This is a genomic window from Novosphingobium subterraneum (assembly GCF_000807925.1).
GTDB classification, from domain to species: Bacteria; Pseudomonadota; Alphaproteobacteria; order Sphingomonadales; family Sphingomonadaceae; genus Novosphingobium; species Novosphingobium subterraneum.
Window position 1 is genome coordinate 40,745 of the sequence record NZ_JRVC01000007.1, and the last position, 25,761, is coordinate 66,505.

The 25,761-nt window shown below is 65.5% G+C and carries 26 protein-coding genes; 6 read left to right on the plus strand and 20 right to left on the minus strand.

All coding sequences use genetic code 11. The features are described 5' to 3' along the window. Positions 1-9: 9 nt before the first annotated feature. The 5 genes from NJ75_RS08460 to NJ75_RS08480 are packed head-to-tail and all read right to left on the minus strand — an operon-like array spanning position 10 to position 3,090. Entirely contained in the window at positions 10-210 is a 201-nt protein-coding gene (locus NJ75_RS08460) for a DUF1737 domain-containing protein (protein WP_039333448.1), read from the minus strand. Continuing rightward, positions 210-695 carry a GNAT family N-acetyltransferase gene (locus NJ75_RS08465; protein WP_039333450.1) on the minus strand — a complete coding sequence of 162 codons (486 nt, stop codon included), beginning with the start codon at positions 693-695 and terminating at the stop codon, positions 210-212. The genes NJ75_RS08460 and NJ75_RS08465 overlap by 1 nt, the downstream gene beginning before the upstream one ends. Beyond that, positions 692-1,993 (minus strand): ATP-dependent protease ATPase subunit HslU, encoded by a 1,302-nt coding sequence (hslU, locus tag NJ75_RS08470; protein ID WP_039333451.1) that lies wholly within the window; start codon positions 1,991-1,993, stop codon positions 692-694. The genes NJ75_RS08465 and hslU overlap by 4 nt, the downstream gene beginning before the upstream one ends. Then, positions 1,993-2,550, minus strand: a complete 558-nt coding sequence (gene hslV, locus NJ75_RS08475; protein WP_039333452.1) for an ATP-dependent protease subunit HslV — start codon at positions 2,548-2,550, stop codon at positions 1,993-1,995. The genes hslU and hslV overlap by 1 nt, the downstream gene beginning before the upstream one ends. A 45-nt stretch (positions 2,551-2,595) precedes the next feature. After that, a complete protein-coding gene (locus NJ75_RS08480) occupies positions 2,596-3,090 on the minus strand; it encodes an outer membrane protein assembly factor BamE (protein ID WP_039333453.1) in 495 nt (164 codons plus the stop codon). Between the two features lie 190 nt (positions 3,091-3,280). Between NJ75_RS08480 and NJ75_RS08485 the strand changes: the two genes are divergently transcribed. Genes NJ75_RS08485 through NJ75_RS08495 form a run of 3 tightly spaced genes read left to right on the plus strand, consistent with a single transcriptional unit; the run spans position 3,281 to position 5,761 of the window. Next, complete coding sequence (locus tag NJ75_RS08485; RefSeq protein ID WP_039333455.1) at positions 3,281-3,799, plus strand: ubiquinol-cytochrome C chaperone family protein; 519 nt, start codon at positions 3,281-3,283, stop codon at positions 3,797-3,799. Continuing rightward, positions 3,796-4,311, plus strand: a complete 516-nt coding sequence (locus tag NJ75_RS08490; protein WP_322788217.1) for a YceD family protein — start codon at positions 3,796-3,798, stop codon at positions 4,309-4,311. The genes NJ75_RS08485 and NJ75_RS08490 overlap by 4 nt, the downstream gene beginning before the upstream one ends. Positions 4,312-4,315: 4 nt before the next feature. Next, a complete protein-coding gene (locus NJ75_RS08495; RefSeq protein ID WP_052242219.1) occupies positions 4,316-5,761 on the plus strand; it encodes an MATE family efflux transporter in 1,446 nt (481 codons plus the stop codon). 21 nt (positions 5,762-5,782) lie between these two features. Here the strand turns inward: NJ75_RS08495 and NJ75_RS08500 are convergent, their stop codons facing one another. From NJ75_RS08500 to NJ75_RS08520, 5 genes are all read right to left on the minus strand, one after another. Then, positions 5,783-7,483 carry an ATP-binding protein gene (locus NJ75_RS08500; RefSeq protein WP_407668276.1) on the minus strand — a complete coding sequence of 567 codons (1,701 nt, stop codon included), beginning with the start codon at positions 7,481-7,483 and terminating at the stop codon, positions 5,783-5,785. 115 nt (positions 7,484-7,598) lie between these two features. Continuing rightward, the gene (locus NJ75_RS08505; protein ID WP_039333710.1) at positions 7,599-8,348 is read right to left on the minus strand and encodes a TIGR02186 family protein; all 750 of its coding nucleotides are present in this window, start codon (positions 8,346-8,348) and stop codon (positions 7,599-7,601) included. Positions 8,349-8,362: 14 nt separating this feature from the next. Further along, complete coding sequence (locus NJ75_RS08510; protein WP_039333460.1) at positions 8,363-9,277, minus strand: sulfite exporter TauE/SafE family protein; 915 nt, start codon at positions 9,275-9,277, stop codon at positions 8,363-8,365. A gap of 75 nt (positions 9,278-9,352) precedes the next feature. Continuing rightward, complete coding sequence (locus tag NJ75_RS08515) at positions 9,353-10,444, minus strand: hypothetical protein (RefSeq protein ID WP_156135741.1); 1,092 nt, start codon at positions 10,442-10,444, stop codon at positions 9,353-9,355. Then, the gene (locus NJ75_RS08520) at positions 10,444-11,868 is read right to left on the minus strand and encodes a glycosyl transferase family protein (RefSeq protein ID WP_039333465.1); all 1,425 of its coding nucleotides are present in this window, start codon (positions 11,866-11,868) and stop codon (positions 10,444-10,446) included. The genes NJ75_RS08515 and NJ75_RS08520 overlap by 1 nt, the downstream gene beginning before the upstream one ends. A gap of 93 nt (positions 11,869-11,961) precedes the next feature. On the opposite strand from NJ75_RS08520, the gene nhaA reads away from it, so the two are divergent. Both nhaA and NJ75_RS08530 read left to right on the plus strand, forming a co-directional pair. Continuing rightward, positions 11,962-13,134 (plus strand): Na+/H+ antiporter NhaA, encoded by a 1,173-nt coding sequence (gene nhaA / locus NJ75_RS08525; protein ID WP_052242220.1) that lies wholly within the window; start codon positions 11,962-11,964, stop codon positions 13,132-13,134. A gap of 100 nt (positions 13,135-13,234) precedes the next feature. Further along, the gene (locus NJ75_RS08530) at positions 13,235-13,690 is read left to right on the plus strand and encodes a Dps family protein (protein ID WP_039333467.1); all 456 of its coding nucleotides are present in this window, start codon (positions 13,235-13,237) and stop codon (positions 13,688-13,690) included. A 19-nt stretch (positions 13,691-13,709) separates the two neighbouring features. On the opposite strand, the gene gspN is transcribed toward NJ75_RS08530, so the two are convergent. The 10 genes from gspN to NJ75_RS08580 all read right to left on the minus strand — a co-directional run bounded on the left by gspN (position 13,710) and on the right by NJ75_RS08580 (position 24,827). Beyond that, a complete protein-coding gene (gspN, locus tag NJ75_RS23270) occupies positions 13,710-14,420 on the minus strand; it encodes a type II secretion system protein N (RefSeq protein ID WP_052242221.1) in 711 nt (236 codons plus the stop codon). Beyond that, entirely contained in the window at positions 14,417-14,896 is a 480-nt protein-coding gene (gspM, locus tag NJ75_RS08540; protein WP_052242224.1) for a type II secretion system protein GspM, read from the minus strand. Before gspM ends, gspN begins: the two co-directional genes overlap by 4 nt. Beyond that, the gene (gene gspL / locus NJ75_RS23275; protein WP_052242226.1) at positions 14,893-15,996 is read right to left on the minus strand and encodes a type II secretion system protein GspL; all 1,104 of its coding nucleotides are present in this window, start codon (positions 15,994-15,996) and stop codon (positions 14,893-14,895) included. Before gspL ends, gspM begins: the two co-directional genes overlap by 4 nt. Before the next feature lie 9 nt (positions 15,997-16,005). Next, positions 16,006-16,479: a type II secretion system major pseudopilin GspG gene (gspG, locus tag NJ75_RS08550; RefSeq protein WP_370584328.1), complete on the minus strand. Its 474-nt coding sequence runs from the start codon at positions 16,477-16,479 to the stop codon at positions 16,006-16,008. After that, positions 16,479-17,708 (minus strand): type II secretion system inner membrane protein GspF, encoded by a 1,230-nt coding sequence (gspF, locus tag NJ75_RS08555; RefSeq protein WP_039333469.1) that lies wholly within the window; start codon positions 17,706-17,708, stop codon positions 16,479-16,481. Before gspF ends, gspG begins: the two co-directional genes overlap by 1 nt. Beyond that, positions 17,708-19,252, minus strand: a complete 1,545-nt coding sequence (gene gspE, locus NJ75_RS08560) for a type II secretion system ATPase GspE (protein WP_082013324.1) — start codon at positions 19,250-19,252, stop codon at positions 17,708-17,710. The genes gspF and gspE overlap by 1 nt, the downstream gene beginning before the upstream one ends. Before the next feature lie 3 nt (positions 19,253-19,255). Beyond that, positions 19,256-21,472: a type II secretion system secretin GspD gene (gene gspD, locus NJ75_RS08565; RefSeq protein ID WP_231735407.1), complete on the minus strand. Its 2,217-nt coding sequence runs from the start codon at positions 21,470-21,472 to the stop codon at positions 19,256-19,258. A 26-nt stretch (positions 21,473-21,498) separates the two neighbouring features. Then, positions 21,499-22,311 (minus strand): type II secretion system protein N, encoded by an 813-nt coding sequence (locus NJ75_RS08570; protein ID WP_052242228.1) that lies wholly within the window; start codon positions 22,309-22,311, stop codon positions 21,499-21,501. A gap of 196 nt (positions 22,312-22,507) precedes the next feature. Beyond that, positions 22,508-22,927 carry a DUF983 domain-containing protein gene (locus NJ75_RS08575; protein ID WP_039333473.1) on the minus strand — a complete coding sequence of 140 codons (420 nt, stop codon included), beginning with the start codon at positions 22,925-22,927 and terminating at the stop codon, positions 22,508-22,510. 91 nt (positions 22,928-23,018) lie between these two features. After that, a complete protein-coding gene (locus NJ75_RS08580; protein WP_052242229.1) occupies positions 23,019-24,827 on the minus strand; it encodes an alpha/beta hydrolase family protein in 1,809 nt (602 codons plus the stop codon). Positions 24,828-25,080: 253 nt separating this feature from the next. Between NJ75_RS08580 and NJ75_RS08585 the strand changes: the two genes are divergently transcribed. After that, the gene (locus tag NJ75_RS08585; RefSeq protein ID WP_039333721.1) at positions 25,081-25,740 is read left to right on the plus strand and encodes a hypothetical protein; all 660 of its coding nucleotides are present in this window, start codon (positions 25,081-25,083) and stop codon (positions 25,738-25,740) included. Positions 25,741-25,761: the final 21 nt, after the last annotated feature.

A 25,761-nucleotide genomic window follows, 5' to 3' on the forward strand; every position in this document is an offset into this window, starting at 1 on the left:
GGGGGACGGCTATTTGACGACGTCTGCCTCGTGCCACACGACCGCCTGTGCCACCTTGATGCAATCCATCCCGCCGTCATAGGTCATCGCGGGTGAGCCATAGAGCCGCCAGCCTTGCGCCAGCGCCTCGGATACCCGCTCGCAGAAGGCGCGGTCGTCCTTGCCTGTCAGCAGGCGGTAGACGGGGCGGTCATCGGGGGTCTGGTACATCATGTTCCTCGGCAGTCGATATGCCAGCAGAACAGCGCGCCGTCCTCCGCGTCAAGCCGTTCGGCCATCTGAACGAAGCCGTTGCGCTCAAGCACCCGCTGCGAGGCGATATTGTCGGTGCGCGTTTCGGCATAAAGCGCATCAACGCGCGGGTCCGATCTGGCCCAGTCGACCAGCGCCTTCAGCGCTGCCGATGCGTGACCCCGCCCCTGCGATCCTGGTGCCACGCCATAACCGATCTGCAGCCGGCGCTCCTCGAGCACCGACGTGACCGACATCAGGCCAACGAGTTCGTCATCTGACACGACAAGCCACGCCGGGGGCGAGAAAATCTCGCCAACAGCCTCGGCCAACCCTGCCAGCATTGCCAGTACTTCGGGTTCCGCCACCGGCGTATGCGGCATGACTATCGCCTGCTCTGGCGGCTGCCCCTCAAGCAGACGCGCGAAGTGCGTCGGCGTTGCCGGGACGAGCCGGACGGTCACAGAATGTACTTCGACAGGTCTGCATTGCCGGCAAGGTTCGCCAGCTTCTCGGCGACATAGGCCTCGTCCACCGTCACCGTCTCGCCGGTGCGGTCCTCGGCATCGAAGCTCACTTCCTCGAGCAGCTTTTCCATCACCGTCTGCAGGCGGCGGGCGCCGATGTTCTCGACGCTTTCGTTCACCTGTGCCGCAGTGCGGGCAATGGCGCGGATGGATTCCGGCGTGAAGTCGAGCGTGACGTTTTCGGTTGCGATCAGCGCACGGTACTGTTCGACGAGGTTTGCGCGCGTTTCCGAAAGAATGCGCACGAAGTCGTCTTCGCTGAGCGCCTTGAGTTCGACGCGGATCGGCAAGCGGCCCTGAAGTTCCGGCAACATGTCGGAGGGCTTGGCCACGTGGAACGCGCCCGAGGCGATGAACAGGACGTGGTCCGTCTTCATCGGGCCGTACTTGGTGGCAACCGTCGTGCCCTCGATCAGCGGCAGCAGATCGCGCTGCACGCCTTCGCGGCTGACCGATCCGCCACGCACATCGGACACGGCAATCTTGTCGATTTCGTCAAGGAAGACGATGCCGTTGGTCTCGGCATTGCGGATCGCCTCGCGCGCCACGTCGTCCTGGTCCATGCGCTTTTCGGCCTCTTCGTCGACCAGCTTGTCCCAGGCGTCGGCGACGCGCATCTTGCGGCGCTTGAGCGCCTGCTTGCCGAACGCCTTGCCCATCATGTCCGACAGGTTGATCATGCCGATGCCGCCGGGCATGCCGGGAATCTCCATGGGAGCGGACGGTGTATCCTCGACCTCGATCTCGACCTCGACGTCGTTCATCGAGCCATCGGCCAGCCTTGCCTTGAAGCTTTCGCGCGTTGCTTCGCTGGCACCATCGCCGACCAGCGCCTTGAGCAGGCGGTCCATCGCGGCCTTGCTGGCAGCGTCTCGCACCGCATCGCGGCGGCGCTCCTTCTCGAGGCGGATCGCCTCTTCCACGAGATCGCGGGCAATCTGTTCAACGTCGCGGCCGACATAGCCGACCTCGGTGAACTTGGTGGCTTCCACCTTCACGAACGGCGCATCGGCAAGCTTGGCCAGCCGGCGGCTGATCTCGGTCTTGCCGCAGCCCGTGGGCCCGATCATCAGGATGTTCTTTGGGCTGACTTCGTCGCGCAGGTCGGCGGACAGGCGCTGGCGACGCCAGCGGTTGCGCAGCGCGACTGCAACGGCCTTCTTGGCATCGGTCTGGCCGACGATGTGTTCGTCCAGCGCGCGGACAATGGCCTTGGGGGTAAGGGAGTCGTTCATCAGATTTCCTCGACCGTCACGCGGTCGTTGGTGAAGACGCAGACTTCGGCGGCGACCTGCATGGCGCGGCGCGCGATCTTTTCGGCGTCGTCTTCGTAGTCGGTCAGGGCGCGGGCAGCGGCGAGCGCATAGTTGCCGCCCGAACCGATTGCGGCGATTCCGCCTTCCGGTTCAAGCACATCGCCATTCCCGGTAAGGATCAGCATGGTCTCCGCATCGGCCACGATCATCAGTGCTTCGAGATTGCGCAGGTACTTGTCGGTGCGCCAGTCCTTGGCGAGTTCGACCGCGGCGCGCATCAGCTGGCCGCGATGCTGCTCCAGCTTGCGCTCCAACCGTTCGAACAGGGTGAAGGCATCAGCCGTCGCGCCTGCAAATCCGGCAATCACCTTGCCATCTCCGATGCGGCGCACCTTGCGGGCATTCGGCTTCATGACCGTGTTGCCCATGGAAACCTGGCCGTCCCCTGCGATGACGGTGCGGCCGTTCTTCTTCACCCCGATGATGGTGGTGCCGTGCCACTGGATAAGGCCGTGGCTCGCCCTGCTGTCGTCCATCGCCGCGATATGAGGAGCGCGGCGGCGAATTCAAGCGCCCGAACCTCAGCTGCCGTTGGGACCGGTGCCGGTCGGTGCGCCACCACCGGCGCCGCCCGGAATCGCGCCGACCGCGCCGATGTTGCCGAACAGATCCTGGAAGAAGCTGCGGTCGCGCCCGAGGGTCGGCGTCTTGTCGCTTTCGGGCGAAAGGCGGACGACCTTCTCCATCCCCTGCCGGCCCATCGAGCTGACATTGCCGCGGGCGTCGAAATCGACGACGATGACGCTCTGGTCCGACGTCTGCGGACGGTTGAACGGGCGCTGCCTGGTGTTCTGCGCAACGTAATACCACGTCTGCCGACCGAACTGGCTGGTGAAGGTCGGGCGACCCAGTGTGCGTTCGACCGAGAGCTTGTTGTCGACGCCGGGCTGGACCGAGGCGACCAGTGCCTCGTCGATGATGTAGCCGCGATGGTCCTTGATGCTGGCACAGCCGGACGCGGCCACGCCGAGGGCGAGCACCGCCGCACCCTGCACCATCAGCCGCATGTTCCGCATTCGCAAACTCCGCTCTTCACTTATCGCCGTCATGCCCGTTTGCATCGGGAATGCACAGCCTATATCGCCGAGATCAATTGGGCGACCCTTAGGGTCCAATCTGGATTACCGCAATGCCGCCCGCAAGCAGCCTGCTGGACGGCCGAGATTTAATCGCCCCTGAACGGGCGGAATGCCAAGGAATGCCGTGATGTCGCTTCTTACCAAGCTGTTCGGACGCAAGCAGGATGATCGCGCGGTCGCGCGGCCCTTGTGGCACCGCACTGTCGAGATCGCGCGCGAGAAGGAATGGTACCGCGATTGTGGCGTCGCCGACACGGTGGGCGGGCGATTCGACATGATCACGCTGATCCTGTCGGTCGTGTTGATCCGCATGGAGCGTGACGCGGAACTCGTCGAGCCTTCGGTGCGGCTTACCGAACTGTTCGTCGAGGACATGGACGGACAGCTGCGCGAAAGCGGCGTGGGCGACGTGATCGTGGGCAAGCGCGTAGGCCAGCTGATGAGCGTGCTGGGCGGGCGCCTTGGTGCCTATCGCGAGGCGCTGGCGGCGCGGGACGAGGCGCTGATGGCCGAAGCGATCAGCCGCAACGTGACCTTGCACGATGGCACCGATCCGCTGCTGCTGACGCGGCGCGTGCGCGCTTTCGCCGCCGGGCTGGACCTCGTCCCCGCATTCCGCGTTCTCGATGCGGAGATCGGAAAATGACCATGAATTCAGAGTTCTCGCGCATCGTCGATCTGCGTCAGATTGGCGACGAGCCGGTGGTGCTGGAGCCGACCGAGGCAGAGCGCAAGCGTCTTGCGGCGCGTTTCCAACTCTCGGAGGTGAAAGCCATGCAGGCGACCATCTCTCTGAGGCAGGAGGGGAACTCCGTGGAGGCGAGGGGCCATCTCGCCGCCTCCATCGTGCAGGCCTGCGCGATCTCGGGCGAGGACTTCCCGGTGACGATCAGCGAACCCATCTCGCTGCGCTTCGTCCCACCCGGCGCGGCCCATGATCCCGACGAGGAGATCGAGATTACCGCCGACGATTGCGACGAGATCGAATACGAAGGCACCAGCTTCGATCTGGGCGAGGCCGTGGCGCAGAGCCTGGCACTGGCGATCGATCCCTTTGCCGAGGGACCCGATGCCGACAAGGCGCGCGCCGAGCACAATCTCGGCGGCGACGTTGCCACCGGCCCCTTCGCCGCGCTGGCCGCACTGAAGAAGGACTGAGCGTTTGGCTGGACCCCCGGGGCGCGGTCGGGACCTGACGAGCGGGCCGATCCTCAAGACGCTGGTGCTGTTCTCGGCGCCGACGCTGGCATCCAACATCCTGCAATCGCTCAACGGTTCGATCAATTCGATCTGGGTGGGGCGGATGCTGGGCGAGGGTGCGCTGGCGGCGACTGCCAATGCCAACGTGGTGATGTTCCTCGTCTTTGCCGCTGCGTTCGGCTTCGGCATGGCGGCCACCGTCAAGATCGGGCAGGCTTTCGGCGCGCGCGACGTGCTGGCGGCGCGGCGGACGTTCGGCTCGGCGGTGGGCTTTTGCGTGCTGCTGTCGCTGGTTGTCGGCACGCTGGGCTGGCTCTTTGCGCCCGAACTGCTGACGGCAATGGCCGCGCCGGGCGAGACCTATGCCTATGCGCTGACCTACCTGCGGGTGATCTTCATCGCCATGCCGGCCTCGATGATCACGGTCATGCTGGGCATGGGCCTGCGGGGCGGGGGCGATGCGGCGACGCCGTTGAAGTTCATGGTCATGTCTTCGGTGCTCGACGTCGCGCTCAATCCTTTGCTGATCGGCGGTTTCGGGCCGATCCCGGCCATGGGCATCGCCGGAGCGGCTCTGGCGACGGCGATTGCCTCGTTCGTGTCGATGGCGGGCATCGTCGCCTATGTCTACGTCAAGGACCTGCCGTTGCGGCTGCGGGGGCCGGAGCTCAAATGGCTGTGGCCGCGCCGGGACGAACTCGGCTACATCCTGACCAAGGGCCTGCCGATGGGCGCGCAGATGCTGGTTATCTCGGCGGCGGGCATCATCGTGATCGGTCTGGTCAATCGCGAGGGCCTGCTGGTCAGCGCCGCGTATGGCGCGGCGCTGCAGTTGTGGACCTATCTTCAGATGCCGGCGATGGCGATTTCCGCTGCGGTCAGCGCCATGGCCGCGCAGGCGATCGGCGCGGGCCTGGATGAGCGGCTCCACCGCATCTCGCGTGCGGGGGTCATGCTGAACCTTACGGTGACCGGAGCACTATGTGCATTGATCCTGCTGTTCGACCGGCCGGCGCTGGAGCTGTTCCTGGGCGCTGCAAGCCCTGCGGTGGATGAGGCGCGTCATATCCAGTTCCTGGCCAGCTGGAGCTATGTCCTGTTCGGAATCACGATGGTGCTGTTTGGCACGATGCGCGCAGGCGGGGTGGTCTGGACGCCGCTGATCATCCTGTCGATCGCCATGTATCCCGTGCGCCTGGGCTTCTATTACGCCTTCTACCCGAGCCTTGGCGCGGATGCCCTGTGGCTGGCATTCCCGGTCAGTTCCGCAGTTGCCGTGGCGCTCTCGGTCCATGCCTATCGCCAGCCACAATGGCGCGATCGCGCACGCGCTGTGCCGGACGAGGAGTGCGAGGAGGAAACCCATGCCGACGCGGACCCCGCCGGACGCATGGCGCCGAGTCTTTAGGGTCCTGACCCCAGGGTCGCGTCAGCGGCTCTGGGCGCGCCAGCGCTGGACCGTGCGTTCGACCGCGCGGTCTTCGCCGCCGCTCTTGCTCCACAGCTCGTAGAACGAAGGGTCATTCGAGGCGGGGCGCTTGATCGCCTCGAGCTCGTCGAACGAGACGCGCATCGGGATCGAGACGCCTTCGCCCGAAATGATGCATTCGCGGTTGCGCAGCGCAGGAATCGTATCGACGAAGCCGCGCGCGCCTTCGGGCATGGCCGCCTTGACGAAGGCCTGGTCGCGCTCGTTGTTGAGGCGCATGGCGATGATCGTGCCGCACTGCGAAAGCACGCCTTCGGCAAGGTCTGACGGACGCTGGGTAATCAGGCCCAGCGAGACGCCGTACTTGCGGCCTTCCTTGGCAATGCGCGAGAGGATGCGGCCGACCGAAGAGCCGTCCGAGTTCTTCTCGCTCGGCACGTAGCGGTGGGCTTCTTCGCAGACCAGCAGCACGGGCCGCGTCTCTTCGTCGCGTGCCCAGATGGCATAGTCGAACACGAGGCGGCTGAGCACGGCGACGACGGTGGAAGTGATTTCCGATGGAACGCCCGAAACATCGATGATCGAGATCGGCTTGCCGTTGGCCGGCATGCGGAAGATCTTCGAGATGAACTCGGCCATCGTGTCGCCCACCAGCATCCCTGAGAACATGAACTGGTAGCGCGGGTCGCTGCGGATTTCCTCGATCTTGGTCTTGAGACGCATGTAGGGAATCGAGTTGGTGCCCTTGTCGAGGCGGCCCATCTCGTTCTGCAGGATGATCATCAGGTCCGACAGCAGATAGGGGATCGGCGAATCGACCGTGATCTTGCCGATCTGTTCGGCAAGGCGGTTCTTCATGCGCGCCGCCAGCAGGCACTTGGCCAGGATGTCCTCGTCAATCTGGCGATCCGTGCCCGACGAGGTGATGAGGATTTCGCAGTGTTCCTCGAAGTTCATCAGCCAGTAGGGCATCTGCAGGTTCGACACGTCGAGCAGTTGCCCGGTGACGCGAAACGCGCTGGAATATTCCCCGTGCGGATCGATCATCACGATGTGGCCTGAAGGCGCCATCTCGCAGATGCGGTGGAGGATCAGCGCGGCAGCGGTCGACTTGCCGGTGCCGGTCGAACCGAGCAGCGCGAAGTGCTTGCCAAGCAGGGCATCGACATAGAGCCCGGCGCGGATATCGCGCGTAGGGAAGACGGTGCCGATCGAGATGTTGGTCCGGCCATCGCTGGCATAGATCTGGCGCAGGTCGTTGCTCGTGGCAGGATAGACCAGTGCGCCGGGGACAGGATAACGGGTAACGCCGCGGCGGAAGCCATAGATCTTGCCGGTCAGGCGCTCTTCCTCGCCCTCGCCAAGGAAATCGATCTGGGCGACCACGCCGCCATCGACGGTGGTATCCTGCCGCTGCGTGCGCACGCTGGCGAGGAGCCAGGAATTGCCGACGCGAATCTTGATCTGGCTGCCGACCTTGCCCGACATCGACACCGAGGGATCGAGGTCGGCCGAGCACTGCTCGAGGCGGGCGAGATCAAGCGCGATGGCCGAGCTTGAGCCGGCAACATCGCGCACGAAGCCGATAGGGTGGCGCGCGTTCTCCGACCCAAGGGCATTCTGGGGTGCCGCCAGAATGGCCGATGCCGATCCGGCCTCTTCCAGGTTGGCGGCAGGCGCCATGAATCCCTGCATCCCCATTTCGGACATTGCGCAAAACCCTTTGGCCATTGTCGGCTGTGGGTCTGGGACTATCCGTTTCGGGTTAAGATCGGCTAAACCAACGAAAGGCAGTTGCGGCCTTAGGGTCAGGACCCTAACTTCGGGCAAAGAGCCGGCCTGCGATCCAGCCCATGGCGACCGAGACAATGACCGCAAACAGGCCGTAGAGCCATCCATTGCGATCGGCGGCGACAGCGACGAAGCGCTCGAACCCTTCCTTCTTCACCTCGATCCGGGTGATCGCCGAAGCCACGACCTTGCCCCCGCGGATGGCGAAGGTTTCGGCGGTATAAGTGCCGGTCTGCACGCTTGATGGCAGACTGATCCGGGCCTGATAGAGCACCTGACCGCTGATCTTCACGCTGCCCTGATCCTCGCGGTAGAGGCCCTGCCGACGCATCAGATCGACCAGCCCTTCGGAAAAGCGCTGCTGCTCACGCGGTTCGATAACGCCGATCGGCGAAAGCTGGAGCCACTTGAGGCCGAGTTCGTAGATCGCCGCTGTCTTGTCATCCACGATCTTCGCGATCGGGCGGGAGGAGGCGATGGCGAAGTAGCTGGGCGCCGAGCGGAATTCGAGCGAATCGGCATTGATCCACATGCCCGCGATCTTCTGCTTTTCGCGCAGGACGATCGACTGGACCGGGCCTTCGAGGACGACGACGATATCGTAATCCTGCGCAGCGCGGCTGCCTTCGGGGCTGAGAATCGCGCCGAACAGGAGCAGGTCGGCCCCGGTAAAGCCCTGGCGGACCTGGATTTCGTGCTGCGAGATTTCGGGCACGAGAATCGGATCGCGCGCACCCAGGAGGAGCAGGCAGGCGGCAAGAGTGGCGCGGCGCATCTGCACGCGGCCTCTCACAGCGGAACCACCGTGTAGATCTCGTCCGGGCGATAGCCGAGCCCGAGCGCCATGCGCAGTGCTACCGCAAGGACGATCACCGCAAGGATCAGGCGGAGCTGTTCGGGCTTCACCTTCTGGGCAAAGTGGGTGCCGATCTGCGCGCCGGTGACCGAACCGACCAGCAGCAGCCCGGCCAGCACGATGTCGACCGCACGCGTGGTGAGCGCATGCATCATCGTGGTGACCATGGTGACGAACAGGATCTGGAACAGCGACGTTCCGACCACTACGTTCACGCCCATGCCGAGGATGTAAAGCATCGCCGGCACGAGGATGAAGCCGCCGCCAATGCCCATGAGCATGGTGAGAATGCCGGTGGCAATGCCGAGCAACAGCGGCGCCAGCGGCGAGATATAAAGGCCCGAGCGGTAGAAGCGCCACCGCAGCGGCAGGCTGGCGACAAGCGGATGGTGGCGGCGCTTGCGAGCAGGCAGCGGCTGGCCAGTCTTCTGCGCGCGCAGGGCGGTGATGCTTTCGTGCGCCATCAACCCGCCGATGCCGCCAAGCATCAGCACGTAGAGGATGTTGATCACCGTATCGATCTGGCCGAGCGACTGCAGCAGGCGGAACAGCAGCGAGCCAAGCCCGGTGCCGATCACCCCGCCCGCCACCAGCACTGCGCCGATGTGATAATCGATCCCGCCCCGCCGGGCCTGGGCGAACGCGCCGGAAACGCTGGCGCCGGTCACCTGGCTGGCAGCCGATGCGGCGGCGACGGTGGGGGGCACGCCATAGAAGATCAGCAACGGCGTGGTCAGAAACCCGCCGCCGACGCCGAACATGCCCGAAAGCAGCCCGGTCAGCGCGCCGAGGCCGACGATGACCAGCCCGTTGACCGACAGGTTCGCGATGGGAAGATAGACGTCCATTGCCGTGTCAACGCTAGGCCGGGCGGTGCGTGCCAGCAACCCCGCCGAGCCGGTTTGCGGCCAAAAAACTGTGGCTCAGAAGGCGGAGGTGACCGTCATGGTCGGGCCGCTGCCGGGCCGGGCGTTTCCGGCGATGCGGAAGCGCCAGTCGAGCGCGACGCGGGTCGGTCCGACAAGCTGCCCGCCTTCGAGCCGGAAGGCCACGCGCGGGCCCACATCAAGCCGCACGGCTCCTTCCTGCCCGCCTGACCACATGCCGACCCCGGCGCGCAGATCGCCATTGCGCGAAACGACGCGCCGGACCGGATGATCGAGCAGCGCCTGCGCATCGAAGAAGGCGGTGGCGCCCTTGCCACCGGCGTAACCGGCCTGCCCATAAGCCTCGAGCCGGAAGCCGTGCGGCAGGCGCTGCCAGGGCAGTTCGGTGATCAGTGTGGCGACGGGGCGCACCTGCATCGACGAGCGGGTGGTATCCTGAAGGCGCGCTTCGACGAGGGCGCGGACAGGCAGGCGGCGGACCGGGCGGATGCCGAGGCCCAGCGCGACCTCCTTGTCCTTGCCGGGGGCGTTGATGGCGAGCGAGGTGCGCAGATAGCCATAGGAATCCTGCGGCTCGCCCTTGCCGAAGCGGTAGCGGACGATGGCACCTGCCTGGCTGGCACCATACGACGCCGCACCGGGGGCCTGCGCCGCCGAACCGCTGCCGGCGCGCATCAGCAGCCAGTTCTCGCCGCTCCAGCGCGGATCGTCCTTGGGCACGAGAGGCTCGTAGAATTCCTGCGGATCGGCGGGTTGGCTTCGGGCTGGGGCGACGACGGCGGTGCGGGGCGGCAATGGTACGAGCAGGGGGTGTTGAGGCAGGAACAACGGGACAGGCGCGGGGGACGGGAGCGATGGTCCTTGTGGCGACGCAGCAGCCGGCCGGACGGAAGCTGGCTGCGGGGTGATGCTTGTCATGGGTGGCTGAGGGCGGGCGCGCGGGGTGGGGAGCACCTGACGGGCATGCAAGGGCTGGCGCGGCAATGGCGGTGCGCTGGCGGTGATAGTGGGCGGTTCAGTCAGGGCGTCATGTCGCAAGGTCAGGGCGCGACCGGCGATCCAGCCGACAAGCACGAGGGCGAGCGCGAGCAGGGGCTGGCCCCGCCGCGTCGCCGCGGGACCTGCCATCATGCCGCAACCGGCAAAGGCCGCTGCTGCGGATCCGCGTCAAGCTTGGCAGCCTGGCTGACGTGGACGTGATGGACCGTGTGTTCCCAGCGCAGAACGCCGCCTGCCAGCACCCGCACGTAGGCAGTTATGGCGCGACGCGCGGCGAGGACGGCGATGATGTTGCCCACGGGAAACCGGAACACTGCGCGCACGGCTTCGGCGGGGCCGTACTCGCGCCCTGTGAAGAGCGCGCGCATCATCAGCCGCCAGATCAGGCTGGCGAGGTTGAAGGCAAGCAGGCCGCTGAGCAGCGGGCCATCGTCGACCGGGACAGCCAGGCCCGCAGCTTTTGCGAGCACGACCACTGGCCACAGCATGATCAGGAGATATGCTGCGGCCAGGACGAGCGCTACCAGCGGCCCGCGGCGATCGCGCAGACGCATCCAGATATCGCCGGGCGCGCACTTCCAGCCCAGTCGGTCCCAGCCCTGAAAGGCGATACCGTGGACCCAGCGCGTCTTCTGCCGGACCGATGCGACGAGGTCTGCCGGGAAGAACTCCCGCGTGGCGACGAGCGCGCCAGAGCTGTCGCGCACGCGCAGGAATGCAGACCGCCCGCCGGTCTGATGGACGAGGAGACCGCATTCGTAATCCTCGGTCAGGCATTCGGCGGCAAAAGGCTCGGTGCTGGAGCGGGCGATGAGGATGCGGTCAATCGCGCGGCGCGAAAAGGCGCATCCCGCCCCTGCCGATGGCAGGGCAGCGCCGATGTGGTGTCGGACCACCATGTCGCGCGCGTGAGCCTCGGCAAATTCGTCGCAGTAGTGGCCCGCGATCCAGGGACTTGCGCGTTGTGGTTCCGGGCGGACAGGGAGTTGCACGAAATCCGCCTGATCGAGCGCGCGGTCCATCAGCGTGAGCGCGGCGGGGTGGACCATGTCCTCGGCATCGTGGAGTATCAGCGCGCGCACGCGCTGGGCGCTGCGCCGTTCATCCTCGCAGATCGCACGATAGATGCGATTGAGGCAGTCGGCCTTCGTCGTCGGGCCATCACGATCATGGATGATGACCCGCAGGCGAGGATCGGGCGCCAGCGCGACAAGCACGGAAATGGTGGCCAGGTCATTGCGATAGCAGCCGACGTAGAGGCGAAAGTTGCGCTGCGGCCAGCTTTGCAGGGTATGGCGCACCATCGGCCCGATCACGCGCGATTCCAGCCATGCGGGAACCAGAACCACGGCAAGGCCATTGAGTTCGGCATTGCAGGGGTGCGAGAGGCGCGGGGTGCGCAGCTTGCCGGTCAGGCGCAGGCGCAGCCACGCGAGGTCCACGGCCATTTCGTCGATCGCGAAGAGCGCAAACCAGATTGCGGCAAACAGCAGCAATTCGTGCTCGACAACCGCGAGCCATTGCAGCGCGGGATAGGTCGGCCATGGTGACAAGAGCTTGCCCCTGTTTGACGTGCCAGACCACCGTCGGCACAAGGGAATGCTAGGCCCAAGGCCTGAGTTTCGTGAACACGGGATGATTCGAGAATGGCAGGAAATTCAGGGCGCAAGCGGGCTTTGCACAAGCTGACGCACAGCGAGGCAGCGCCAGGCATAGTTCTGATGACCTGTGCTGCGATTGCCCTTGTCCTGGCCAATTCGCCCTTGGCTGATCCTTGGCACGAGCTGTTCCACCACACGTTGCCATGGACGCCCGTGCCCAAGCTCGACACGTTGCACCTGTGGATCAACGATGCGCTGATGGCGGTGTTCTTCTTTGTCGTCGGGCTGGAGATCAAGCGCGAGATCCTTGACGGCGAGCTTTCGATTGCCAGTCGCCGCCGTCTGCCGGTGATTGCAGCCGTCGCCGGCATGGTGGTGCCCGCGCTGATCTACCTGGGCATAGCCGGTGGCGATCCGGCGCTGCATCGCGGCTGGGCGATTCCTTCCGCCACCGACATCGCCTTTGCCATCGGCGTACTGGCGCTGGCTGGAAAAGGACTGCCATCGTCGCTGCGGCTGTTCCTGCTGACCGTGGCGATCGTCGATGATCTTGGCGCGGTTCTGGTCATCGCGTTCTTCTACACGACCGGGCTGGACCTGATGTGGCTGGGCATTGCCGCCGCCATCTTCCTGGCGCTGGTGGTCGTGAACCGCGCCGGGGTCAGCTCGCTGATCCCCTATATCCTCGGGGCCGTCGCGCTGTGGTTTGCTGTGCTCCATTCGGGCGTCCATGCAACCATTGCCGGCGTTCTCGCCGCGTTGACCGTGCCACTGGCGCTCAACAAGGAGCATGACAGCCCGCTGCTGCGGCTTGAACATGCGCTGGTTGCGCCCAACGGCTTCCTGATCGTGCCTCTGTTCGGCCTGGCCAATGCCGGAGTTGCGCTTGGCTCGATCGATGGAGGGCCGCTGGCGCTGCCGATTGCAATTGCCGCGGGCCTGCTGATCGGCAAGCAGGTGGGTATCCTTGGCAGCATCGTGGCAGCGGAAAAGCTGGGTATCGCCAAGCGACCCGCCGGGGCCACGATTCGCCAGCTTTGGGGCCTCTCCCTACTGTGCGGGATCGGCTTCACGATGAGCCTTTTCATCGCCAGCCTCGCTTTCCCGCAAAGCCCGCTGCTGGTCGAAGAGGCGAAGCTGGGTATTCTGGGCGGATCGATAATCTCCGCGCTGGCCGGACTGTTTCTGCTGAAAGGGAGCGTGAAGAGCCAAGCATGATTGACGAATTCGATCAATATTGCCGTATCATTGCATGAAACCTTTCAGTGGATCTGGCGTATAAGGGGCTCAATCCACCCGGACACGAAAGGGGAATGTCATGCCCGGCGACAATGCGAAGAAGGCCCTGATCGACAGCATGAACGGTCTGCTGGCCGATTACTTCACGCTCTACCTGAAGACCAAGAACTACCACTGGCACGTGGCTGGCCCGCAGTTCCGCGAACTGCACCTGCTGTTTGATGAACAGGCTGCCGAGCTGTTCGCGCTGACCGACGTGATTGCCGAGCGCGTGCGCAAGAACGGTGGCGACACGCTGACCGGCATCGGTGCCATTGCCGGCAAGGCTTCGATCAAGGACGACGACCGCAGCAAGGTTGACGCGATGGAAATGGTCAAGGCCTTGCGCGACGATAACGTGGCGCTGGTCAAGGCGATCCGCGCGGTCAAGGAAGCGGCCAGCGAGGCGGGCGACAATGCCACCGAGGGCATGGCCGACGACTGGACCGATCAGGCCGAACAGCGGGTCTGGTTCCTGACGCAGACGCTTGCCTGAGAGCCTTGGGGCCTGATCGTCAGAAGGTTCCGCCCGTCACGATGCCGACACCGTCGGGACGGGTGTCGAACCCCGAGGACTTCAGCGCATCGGCAGTTTCCTGGGGCAGACCTGCCAGCGCAAGGTCTGCCTGCCAGCGTCCGTCGCCGCCGAGCTTGAGCGTCAGGCGTTCCATGCCCTGCAGACCGCGCATCGGCACGACCAGCGCACCCTTTTCACAACGTGCCTGGCCCGAGACAACCACCGCATCGGGCAGAAGCGGGCCAAGCGAAGCCAGAGTCAGGCTGAGGGTGCCTTGCGCCTCGCGGCACTGGCCATTGGCCATGACGACCGAGAAATCGCCGAAGCCAAGCGAGGTTACGGGCAGGCCGCCAAGGCCATCGGGCAGGAGTACCGAGCCGTTTGCGCCGGTAAGGCGCGACGGTGCAATCCGCGCGGAAAAGCCTTCTCTCGAGAGCGCGAACTGAGCGCGGCCAATCAGCAATGGCAGCGGCTCCAGCCCGGCATCGACGGTGCCGAGGGGCAGTGGACCTGCATTCAGATCGGCAATCCGCCCGCTCCAGACGCTGCCCTCGACGCTACGAGCGGAGAGCGAATCAGGCAGCGCCATGCCCAGCACAAGCCGCAGCGGGAGCAGAACGAGCAGGGCAGCCACGAACAACGCGTCCAGCGCCAGCCAGCCGCGGCGGCCCATCGCAGCGCCGCGGATGAAGATCCACCGCCCGATCACGATGCCGCCTTTCGCACCGTGACGTTGACCGAGACCGTGCCGTCGGGGGCGGGCGTCAGGGTGACCTGTTCCACCGCCAGCCCCTGACCACCCAGTGCATCGAGCCAGGCAAGCACGGCCGAAGGACGCGCGGTCGGGATGACCAGAACGGCCATGTCGGACCCGCGCCGTTCGTTCGACTGCACCACGAAACCGGCTTCCTGCGCACTTGCCCCGGCGATCTGTTCGACCGGCCCTGCCAGCACCGGGGCGCGGGCGGCGGGGGCACGCTTGAGCGCCTCGATGCCAGCGGTGATGCGGCCCGCCCGCTCGGTCGCCTCGCGATGGCGGGTGGCGGCCTCGTCCAGCGCGTTGCCGACAGGAAGCACGATCCCGTAGATCAGCAGGATCACCGCGGCGAGCGCGCCGGCCACGCCGACCAGAACGCGCTCGCGCTGGGTCAGGCCGATGTACCAGAGGGACACGCGCTGCATCATGGTGCCCTTACGGTGATGGCGGCGACGGTTGCGCCAGTGGGGTCGGGGGCAAGGGCAGGCGGAACGGTGACTTTCCAGCCATTGTTCTGCAGCGCGATCAGCACGGCGTTGACGTCCTCTGCGCGGGGCGCGGCGGCGGTGAAGCGCAAGGTTCCGTCAGCGGCGTAGCCCAGATCGCGCAGCTTCACGCCGGGCACCGGACGCATCGCGTCGAGAACGGCGGCAGCCGGGGCGGCAAAGCTCGCAGCCCCTTCGCCGCGCTTGGCGAGTTCTGCGGCGAGCATGCGCTCCGCCGTGTCGAGATCGGTTGCAGCGGGAAAGCGCTTCTGCGCGAGGCTCAGGGCCCGGGCTTCCTCGGCGCTGCTGTCGAGGTTCCATTTCACGATCCATACCATCATCAGCAACAGGGCGAGCAAGGCCGCCACTGCAGCCATGCGGACTAGGCCAAGCCAATTGGCGGTGCGGAACACCGAGACGCGGCGCGGGGCATAGGCGCCTTGCCGCAGGTTCAGCGGCGGTACGGCATGAATTTGCGCAAGCCGTTCTGTCAAAGCGTCGTCGTCGAGCGCGGTCTGATCAAGGCCTTCGCCAAGCGCTTCAACCAGCGCTGCTTCGGCAGCAAAGGCGGCCGCCGGGGTGCGGGCGAGCAGCTGATCGCCCATGGCACCAAGCACCAGGGCCCCGTCCTGCCGGGGAAGAACGAGGGCTGCGGGGACGATGGCTTGCGGATCGATTCCGGCCTGCGCCAGCGTGGCCAGCCAATGATCCATGTCGGAAGCGGAAAGGCGGCTGGAGAGCAGGCGGCCTTCCGCTGCGGCGACTGCGACGTGGCGCTCCGTGGCAAGGCCGCCTTGCGCGAGCGCGAGACGTTCAGCCGCAAGCGCCTGCGCCACCGGCATTGCGGGCAGGGGCTTGTCCACGACGGGGGCAAGGGAACTGGGAACAAGCACGGTGACGGCACCGTGGATCGGCAGGTCGGCCGAGTATTCCTCCGGCCCGACGCCAGCCTCGTCCACGCGGCGCCAGCGCCAGGGATCACCCGGCGTGGGCGGCAGGATCAGGATCAGACCGTCAGCAGGAGGGGAGCCGGTGGAGGCCATGGGCGAGCGTCAGTTCTGTCCGGCGTAGATGTCGGCGTTCAGATCGCTGCCGCCGGGCTGACCATCGGCGCCCAGGGAGAAGATCTCGAACGGCCTGCCGTCACGACCCGGGCTCTGGTACTGGTAGGGGCGGCCCCAGGGATCGTTCGGGATGTCCTTCACGTAGCCGCCGGAGCGATAGTTCTGCGGCTGGGCCAGATTTGCGGGGGGGGACTTCAGGGCGCCCAGTCCTTCGGCGAGGCCGGGATAGCTGGCCATGTCGAGGCGGTACATCTCCATACCCTGCTCGAGCGTGGCGATATCGCTGCGCGCCTTGACCACCATCGCCTTGTCCTGGCTGGGCAGGACGTTGATCAGCACCACGGTGGCAAGCAGGCCGATGATGAAGATGACAACCATCAGTTCGACAAGGCTGAAGCCGTTGCGACGGCGCTCTTCCTCGGTCTCAGGCGTCTGGGCAGGCGTAGCTTCGGTCATGGTCATCACAGTCCGGTGAGGTTCTGGAGCTGCAGGATCGGCAGCAGGATGGCGAGGATGATCAGCGCGACGGCTGTGCCCATCACCACGATGATCGCGGGTTCGAGCAAGGCCATGGCGGCGGCGGTGAAAGCTTCGAACTCGCGTTCGAGATAGTCTGCGGCGCGTTCGAGCATGGTGCCGAGCTGGCCCGCCGCTTCGCCGCTGGCAGCAAGGTAGACAAGCAGCGGCGGAAAGGTGCCCGCTTCGCGCAGGGCGGTGGAGAGCGAGCCGCCGGCGCGGACCTTCTCGCTGATCTGGGCGAGCGATTGCGCCTGGACCGCGTTCGACACCGTGCGGGTGGACAGACGCAGGCCATCGACCAGCGGCAGGCGAGCCTCGATCATCGTGGCCAGCGTGCGCGCGAGGCTGGCGGCGTGGACATCGCGGATCAGCTTGCCGACGAAGGGCAGGCGCAAGAGCGCGGCATCGAAGCGCAGTTTGAAGGCGGGATTGCGCAAGGCGCGGACGAAGCCGACCACCGCCAGCGCGATCAGCGCAAGCAGCGCCCACCACCACGTGCTGAGAAACTGCGAGATGCCGATGACCACGCGGGTCAGCATTGGCAACTGGCGGCTGGCATTGTCGAACTGTTCGACCACGCGCGGCACGACCGAGATCATCAGGCCGGTCACTACCGCTATGGCGACGAACGACAGCACGATGGGATAGGCAAGCGCGGCGATGATCTTGCCGCGCACCTGTGCCTGCCGTTCCAGCATGTCGGCCAGCCGGTCGGCGATGGCGGGAAGACTGCCGGAGTTTTCGCCGGCGGCAATCATCGCGCGATAGATCGGCGGGAAGCTCGGCTCCTCGCGGCGCATGGCTTCGGCCAGCGGCAGGCCTTCGACGATCCCGGCGTGAACGTTCGACAGGATGGCCTGTGCCTTGGGCTTTTCGGTCTGCCGCGCGATTGTCCGCAGCGTCTCCTCGAGCGGGCTGACGACCATCAGCGAGGAGAGCTGGCGGGTGAACAGGGCAAGCTGCTTGGCTGAAAGCTTGATGGCGAACAGCGCAAGGCCGGAGGTGGTGGTTGCGGCGTGACGGGCCGACGTGGCGGCATCGGCCTGCACGCTGACCACGAACCATTCCCGCGCGACCAGCTTGTCACGCGCTGCCGCTTCGCTGGCCGCTTCGATCGCGCCGCGGCGTTCCGTCCCCTGGGGGTCGATCGCGTGATAGGCAAAGCGCGCCATCAGCCGTCCCGCCGCATGATGCGGGCTGCCTCTTCGGGCGAGGTGGTGCCGTCCTTGACCATGCGCCGGACGGCCTTGGCCAGAGTGGGAGAATCCGCGAAGGCATGGCGGGCGATGGCTGCTTCATCCGCATTGTCGTGGATCATCTGGCGGATGGTGTCGTCCACCCGCAGCGCTTCGAACACGCCGACGCGGCCCTGATAGCCGGTCTGGCTGCATTCGCCGCACCCCTTGGCGGAGAACACCGTCCGCCCCGCCTTCATGCCCAGCACTTCGGCCATGCCCTGATCGAGCACGCGCTCCTCGCGGCAATGCGGGCAGAGGCGGCGGACAAGGCGCTGGGCGATGACTGCGCGCAAGGTTGAGGCGAGAAGGAACGGCTCCACGCCCATGTCTCGCATGCGCGTGATCGCGCCTGCGGCATCGTTGGTGTGGACAGTCGACAGCACGAGGTGGCCGGTGAGCGAGGCCTGCACGGCGATGTCGGCGGTTTCGCGGTCGCGGATTTCGCCGACCATGACCACATCCGGGTCCTGACGCAGAATGGCGCGCAAGCCCGCAGCGAAGGTGAGGCCAACCTTTGCGTTGACCTGCGTTTGCCCCACGCCATCCACAGCGTATTCCACAGGGTCTTCCACAGTCAGGATGTTGCGCTGGCCATCGTTCAGCCCGCGCAGCGCGGCGTAGAGCGTGGTCGTCTTGCCCGAGCCGGTCGGTCCGGTGACAAGGACGATGCCGTTAGGTTCTGCAATGGCCCGGCGCAGTGTGTCCCCGGCTTTTGCGTCGAGACCCAGCCCCGCGAGGTCGATCCCCGCGTTCTCCTTGTCGAGCAGGCGCATGACGACGCGCTCGCCCGCGCGGTTGGGCAGGGTGGAGACGCGCACGTCGACCAGCTTGCCGCCAAGGCTGAGCGAGATGCGGCCGTCCTGCGGCACGCGGCGCTCGGCAATGTCGAGCCGCGCCATGACCTTGATGCGACTGACCAGAACCGGCGCGACATGCGGCGGCATGCGCAGTTTCTCGGTCAACACGCCGTCGACGCGCATGCGCACGACCAGCGCGGTCTCGTAAGGCTCGATGTGGATGTCGGACACGCCCTGGCGCAGGCTTTCGGCGATCAAACCGTTGATGAGGCGGATCGCCGGAGCATCGTCGGCACTGTCAAGCAGGTCCTCGGCAGTGGGCAGGCCCAGCGCGAGCGGATCGAGCCCGTCACCCGTAATGCCCATGTCACCGGCCACGGCGGCGGCGGCGCCATCCATCGCATAGGCATCGGCGAGCAGCTTCTCGAATTCGGCAGGGGAGACCCGATGCAGTTCGAGCGGCAAGCCGAAGGTGCTGCGGATTTCCAGCAGGCTGAGCGGATCGCCGCCTTCGCGCAGCGCCACGATGACGCGCCCTGCTTCAACCGCGTCAACCAGAGCCCCCCGATCGCGGGCAAAGGCATAAGGCAGCGTCGGAGGCGAAGCCTCGGCTGGCGCAACGACGGTCACCGCCTCGACCAGCGGTTCCTCGGTGTCGTCGATGGGCCTGACGCTGTCCATCGTTCAGTTCTGCGCGCTGCTCGGCGGAAGTTCGGTCTGTTCAAGCGGAACCGGCGTGGCGCGCGGGCGGATCAGCGTGTCGCCCGGAGCGACAGCCGCGACTTGCGCGGACGGCGCAGCCGGCAGCGTTGCGCCCATGTAGTCGACGATCAATTCGTCGATTGTCGGCTCCTGCTTGGCGTTGAAATCGATCTGCGCCTGGCGGACCACGCCATAGCGCCGCGCGGCAAGCGCCGCCCGGTCGGCCGCATTGCGCAGGATGGTCGGGCGAATGAAGACCATCAGGTTGGTCTTGACCCGGCTGCGCCCGCGCGACTTGAACAGTTCGCCCACCACTGGAATGTCGCCGAGCAGCGGCACCTTCTGCAGCGTGCGCTGCTCGTTGTCGTCAAGCAAACCGCCCAGTGCGACGATCTCGCGGTCGCCCACGGTCACGGTGGTCTTGATCTCGCGCTTGTTGATGATGAGCTCGTCCGACTTGCTCGAGACCGTGCCTGCGATCGAGCTGACTTCCTGGCGCAGATCGAGCCTTACCATGTTTCCGGCATTGATCTGCGGGGTCACGTCCAGCTCGATGCCGACGTTCTGCCGCTGCACGGTGCGGAAGGTATCGTTGAAATTGCCGTTCGAAAGCGCTTCGCCGGTGGTGATCGGCACGTCCTGCCCGAAGAGGATCGATGCGGGTACGTTGTTGTTGGTGGTGATGTGCGGGGTGGACAGGATGTTCGAGTTCTTGTCGGTCTGCACAGCGTTTATCAGCGCACCGAGATAGGTGTCCTTGGACAGCTCTGTAAGGAAGCCGGTGTAGGCACCGCTTGCGGAAAGCGCCTTTGTAGCGGCGTTCTCGCGCAGCAGGTCGCCGGCCGTGCTGTTGGTTGTCGTCGTGACGGTGTCGCCATTGATCACCGTGGTCGTCTGGTTGAGATTGTCGGCCAGAAGCCCGCCAGCGATGTCGATGATGTTGGGCGAGGAGTTGGAGAAATTGGTCACGGCGAAGGGCTTGTCCTTGCCGCCGAACAGCAGCTGGACGCCGAGTTCCTTCGCCACGTTGTTCGAAATCTCGACGATGATCGCTTCGACCAGCACCTGCTCCTGCGGCACGTCAAGCTGCCGGATCACCTCGCCGATGCGGCGCTGATCATCGGCAGGCGCGGCGATGATAATCGCGTTGGCACCGGGATAGCGGGTGATCGTGGCCGTGCCGCGCCCGTTGGCAAGCTTGATCGGACCATTGCCGAGCCCGCCCGAGGTTGCGCCGATCGGACTGGTCTGGCTGCCGCCGGTTGCAGCGGCCTGTCCGGTCGAGCCTTGCGTGCCCGCGCTCGAGGTCTGGCTGCCGCCGACGCCGCCCAAGGATACGGGCGCGGCGCTGGCCGAAGCCACTTCGCCCCCGCCCTGGCCGCCGAGCAGGCGTTCGAGAACCGGCACGAGCGCGGCGGAATCGGCGTAGTCGAGCCAAACGACCTTGATCTCGCCCCCGGTCGCGGCCCTGGCGTCGAGCTGGCGGGCCATGGCCGCAAGCTTTGCCAGCGTTGCCGGTTCACCGCGCATCAGCACGGCATTGGAGCTGTCCACCGCGACGACCGTGGCCAGCGCACGCGCGCCTTCGCCCCCTGCCGGGACCAGCTGGCTCAACGCCGTGGCGATTTCACGAGCGCCGGCATGATCGAGAATCACGGTCTGCGTGGCGGCGTTGTCGCGGTCGATATCGGCGAGCAGCGCGCGGATGCGGCGCATGTTGTCGGCGTAATCGACGACGACCAACGAATTGCCCGCCTTGTTCGCGGTGATCGCGCCTTCCTTGCTGATCAGCGGGCGCAGGGTTTCGACCGCTTGCGCAGCGTCGATGGCGCGTAGCCGGATGACCTCTGTGACCATCTGGCTGAGCGCGGCCCCCCGGCTGCCGATGCGCGAGGGATTGGCGGCTGCCCCTTCGGCAGGCTGAATGCGGAACGCGCCGTTGCCGGTCGGCACAGCGACCAGCCCGTTGGCGCGCAAGGTGGAGAGGAAGACCTCGAAGTATTCCGAGCGGCTGAGAGGCCGGTCGGAAACGACGCTGATCTTGGCCTGCACGCGGCTGTCGACGATGAAGGTGCGGCCCGTCACTTCGGCGGCATCGGCCACGAAGGCGCGAATGTCGGCTTCGCGCACGTTGAGCGTGTATTGCGCCAGCGCGGCCTGCGGCACGGCAAGGGCGAGCGCGGCGGCTCCGAGGAGCATTCGGGGGCTAAGGAGCTTGCGCAAGGTCATGGGGCCAATGTGATAGCAAGAGGAAGCTGGCGATCGCCGCGACGCACGGTGACCGCGACTGAAGAGCCGGCGCGAATGGCGCCGGACAGCGCGGCAGCATCCGCCGCGCTGGTGATCGGCTTGCCATCGACCGCCGTGATGACATCGCCGGGCTGGAAGCCCGCGGCACGGAAGGCCGCTCCGTCACCCGACGAGAGGACTTCCACGCCCACGACCTTGCCGCCCTCGGCGCGCGGACCGAAGTTGACCCCGCTGCGCAAGGCGGCGACGCTGACCCCGCCTCCGGGCGCGGCAGGGGGAGGCGCCGCTACGGGGTTCGCCGCGACCACGCCCTGTGCGCTGGGTGCAGGGCCGGACTGGTCGAGATAAAGCAGTTCCCTGGCGCCATTTCGCGACAATTCGACGTGATCGAAAGCGACCGCCGCCAGCGTCACGCCAGGCTGCACTTCGGCGCCGACGCGATAGACCTGCTGCAGGCCGTCGCCCCCGGCAATGATCGCCGTGCCGCCGCCACCGGGCGTAGCGCGCGTGGCGAACAGGGTCAGCGCGAGCGAGGTTACCGCGCCCGACTGTTCTGCCTGCGCCGCAGCGGCGGGCGTGCGGTTGAAAGGATCGACCGAAGCGAAAAGCGCTGCCCGCGCAGTGGGCGACATCATGCGAACGCTGTGCGGGGTCCAATCGCCGAGTGGCGAGACGGGCGTGACAATCGCCCAGAAAAGCGCTGCGGCAAGCCCGGCGATGAGGCTGGCAAGGGTCCACCACAGTATGTCATGCAGGGACGGCAAGGCGGGCCGCAACCCGGCGATCACCAGCCTCCTTTGCCCGAATCCCACGCCAGCGTTCCCCTTCCGAAGCAGCAGGAATAACCGCAAGGCTGCGATTCACAAATGCTTCCGGTTACTTGGTCCGTCAGATGCCAAGCAGTGCAATGCTACGGGAGTGTGACAAAGGCTTGGCAAACTCGCCAGATTGCAGAACCCACGGCCTGCCCGGCAAGGTACCGTGCTATTCGGACTCACGCTCTCGTGCGTTGAGCTTGTTCCACAGGTTCTCCGTGCCTGCCTCGATCGCCTTGTTCACGTACTGCGAGGCCACCAGCCAGCCCTTGAACGGGCGGAGCGTGGCAAGACATCCGATTGCCAGGATCGGCACGGAGGTAAGCACGTGCACCCACCATGGCGGCGCATGGGCAACTTCAAGCCAGACCGCAAAGAAGGTGAGCGGGAAAGCGGTGATGCACAGTGCGAAGAAGGCCGGACCGTCGTCCGCGTTGGCGAACTGGTAATCGAGCCCGCATTCCGGGCAGGTCTTCTGCAGCTTCAGCCAGCCTGCGAACATCGGCCCCTTGCCGCACTTCGGGCACAGCCCCTTCCACCCACAGTGAAGGATCCAGTCGAACTTCGGGTTCTTGGTGAAGATGGCCATGAAATGAATGCCCTGCAATTGCGCGGTTGCAGCCCCCTTAGGCCCCCCCGACGCAACCGCAAAGCAAGAACGCCTGCGATCTTCCCGACAATCAGTTCGCCGGATTATGCTTGTCGAGGAACGCCTCCATCTGCGTCAGGAAGGTCAGCCGGTCTTCCTCGCGGCTGAAAAAATGGTCGCCCTCGGGCTGGATGAAGAACTCATGTGCCTTGCCCGCCTTCTTCAGTCGGTCCACGTAGGTCTTCGACTGGGCGAACGGGACGCGGCGATCCTTCTTGCCGTGGATCACCAGGATGGGAATGCTAGTGCGCGAGGCGTGGTTGATCGGCGAGACATCGGACAGGTCCTCGGCACGGCTGCGCCAGTATTCGGTGGTGCCAAGGCCGCCGACGAAGTTGCGGTCGTACTTGATCATCTCGGGCAGATCCGCCACCCCGGCATAGCTGATCGCGCAGCGGTAGAGGTCCGGATTGCGCTCGGCCGCGCGCATGGCAACGTAGCCGCCGTAGGAACCGCCAACAACGCAGGCGCGCTTGACGTCGCCGATCCCTTCCTTGCCGAGATAGGCAAGGGCATCGTCGACATCGTCCTGCATCCTGTAGCCCCACTGGCCAGCCCCCGCCTGCTGAAAGGCGGTGCCAAAGCCGGAGGAGCCGCGGAAGTTGGGCTGGATGACGGCATAGCCCCGGTCGGCGAGGAACTGCGCCCACCAATCCCAGCTCTCGTCATCGCGCGCAGCGGGACCACCGTGGGGCATGACGATGACCGGCAGGTTCTTCGCGTCAACGCCTGCGGGCAGAGTTAGTACCGCCGTCAGGTCCATTCCGTCGCGGGCCTTGTAAGCCACCGTCTTGACCGGTGCGAGCGCTCGCGTCCCGAGCGTAGGGTTTTCGAGCGCAAGCCGGGTGAGTGGCTGGCCGGCTTCGAAGACATAGTAGGCGCCCGGTGCAGAGGGACTTTCAACCTTGAAAAGCAGCACCTTCTCGTCCCGACTGAGACTGACGATCCGCACCAGCTTGCCGGGGAAGTTTGCCTCCAGCTGCGCCTGGATCTTCTTTCGTCCCTCGTCGATCCACACGGTCCGATAGCGCGTGTCGGTGAAGCCATAGCCGAGCACGCGGGTCTGCTCCTTGTCGAGGTAGAGGTTCGACATGTCATAGGCACCGGCATCGAACAGCTTTTCGCCGACCTGCATCGTCTTGAGATCGAGCTTGTAGGCGGCGTTGGTCCCGCTGCGCGTGCTGAAGGCGATCGCGGAACCGTCGGCGAGGATGACGTCAGGGACGATCAGCTCCTCGGTCCGCCGGACATTGGCGAATTCGTCGAAGTTATCCTTGTTGCTCGCACGATAGAGCGCGCGATAGCGCAGGCCGTCCTTCTCGATCCCGATACCGAGACGCACGTTGCCGTCACGGTCCGCATACCAGTCCTGCACGCCCTCGCGCGGCCAGACCAGCTTGCTGAACGTGTTGGTGGCGACGTCGACCATCGATACGTTGGGCCAGAAACCCTCGTCGGAAAGGTAGAACGAGGTCTGCGAGGCGAGCAGGATGCGCGGCGAACCGTCGCGCGCAACCCAGAGCACGTCGGCCATGCTGAAGCCCGCGCCACCATCGCGGCGGTCGATCAGGAAGTGCGCGTCCGATCCGTCCGTGCGAAAGGCGATCAGCCGGGTGCCGAGGCCCATGCCGCCCGTCGCCGGGATCTCCACCCCGACCGTAGCGATCAGCCATTCGTCATTGACCCAGCGCACGTAGCGCACATCCACGTCCTTCACGGGCAGTCGCGCCTGCAGCCCGCCGCCATCGGCCTTGATGATAACCAGCTCCTGCTTGCCGGCGATCGAGGCCATCGCGACGACAAGCTTGCCGTTTGGCGAGATGCTCGGCGCTTCGATCATTGGCAGATGGGCGAAATCCGCGACAGGTCGCTCCGCCAACGCCGGGGAACTGCTCGTCGCAAAAGCCACAATAGCGACAAACAACACAGTAAATCGATGCAATATGGCCACTCCTGTTCAGCGCGACAGTGATTGACTAGTTCGAAATATCATTCAAGATCAAATTCATTCATATTACAGTCACTTTGCAGAGCGCCAGCATGTCACGATGCCCAAGGTCATCGAATCTCGCGTGATTGAATCTCCCGGTTTCTTGCGCCCCAAACCGGCGCAACGCTTCCGCGCTCGTTTCCTCGACGTCCTCGCGTCGATCTACATCTACAACGAGCATCGGGGCTACACTTCGCTCGACCGGGTACTTGAAGCGGTAAGGGTCCCTTGTCCGGATAACCCGGCCTTCATCGCCGCCATCGAGAAACACCGCGCCGACGAGCGCAAGCATTACGTGATGTTCAGGCGCTGGTTCGAATTGCAGGGGCGGATGCCGCTCGCCGTCGATTCCACTTGCGGGCACATCGATCGCTTCATTCAGAAAGTGTTCGGCTGCACGATCGACGAGCTCGACACGCAGGGCGTGATTGCCAGCCCCGAGGCATTCGAGAAGCTGTGCCGGGTCATCATGCTGACCGAACAGCGGGGCATGCGGCAGGTCGAAATTCTGCTGGAAAATCGCCATGTGCGTTCGGACAAGGCGTTGAAGCGCATATTCGAGGTCGTCGAGAAGGACGAGCCCGACCACTGGATGCCTTATGCGGCATGGCTCGACTCGCAGGGGCGTGAGAAGGCGAAATGGCAGGAGCGCTGGGCCGACTACTGGATCCACAAATCGCTGATGCTGGTGAAACTGCCGAGCCTGTTCCTGCGCCGGTCGACGCCCCGGATGGCTGCCTGGCCTGATGCAGGGGAGCGTTAGACAGGGCACCGCTCCCGCGCT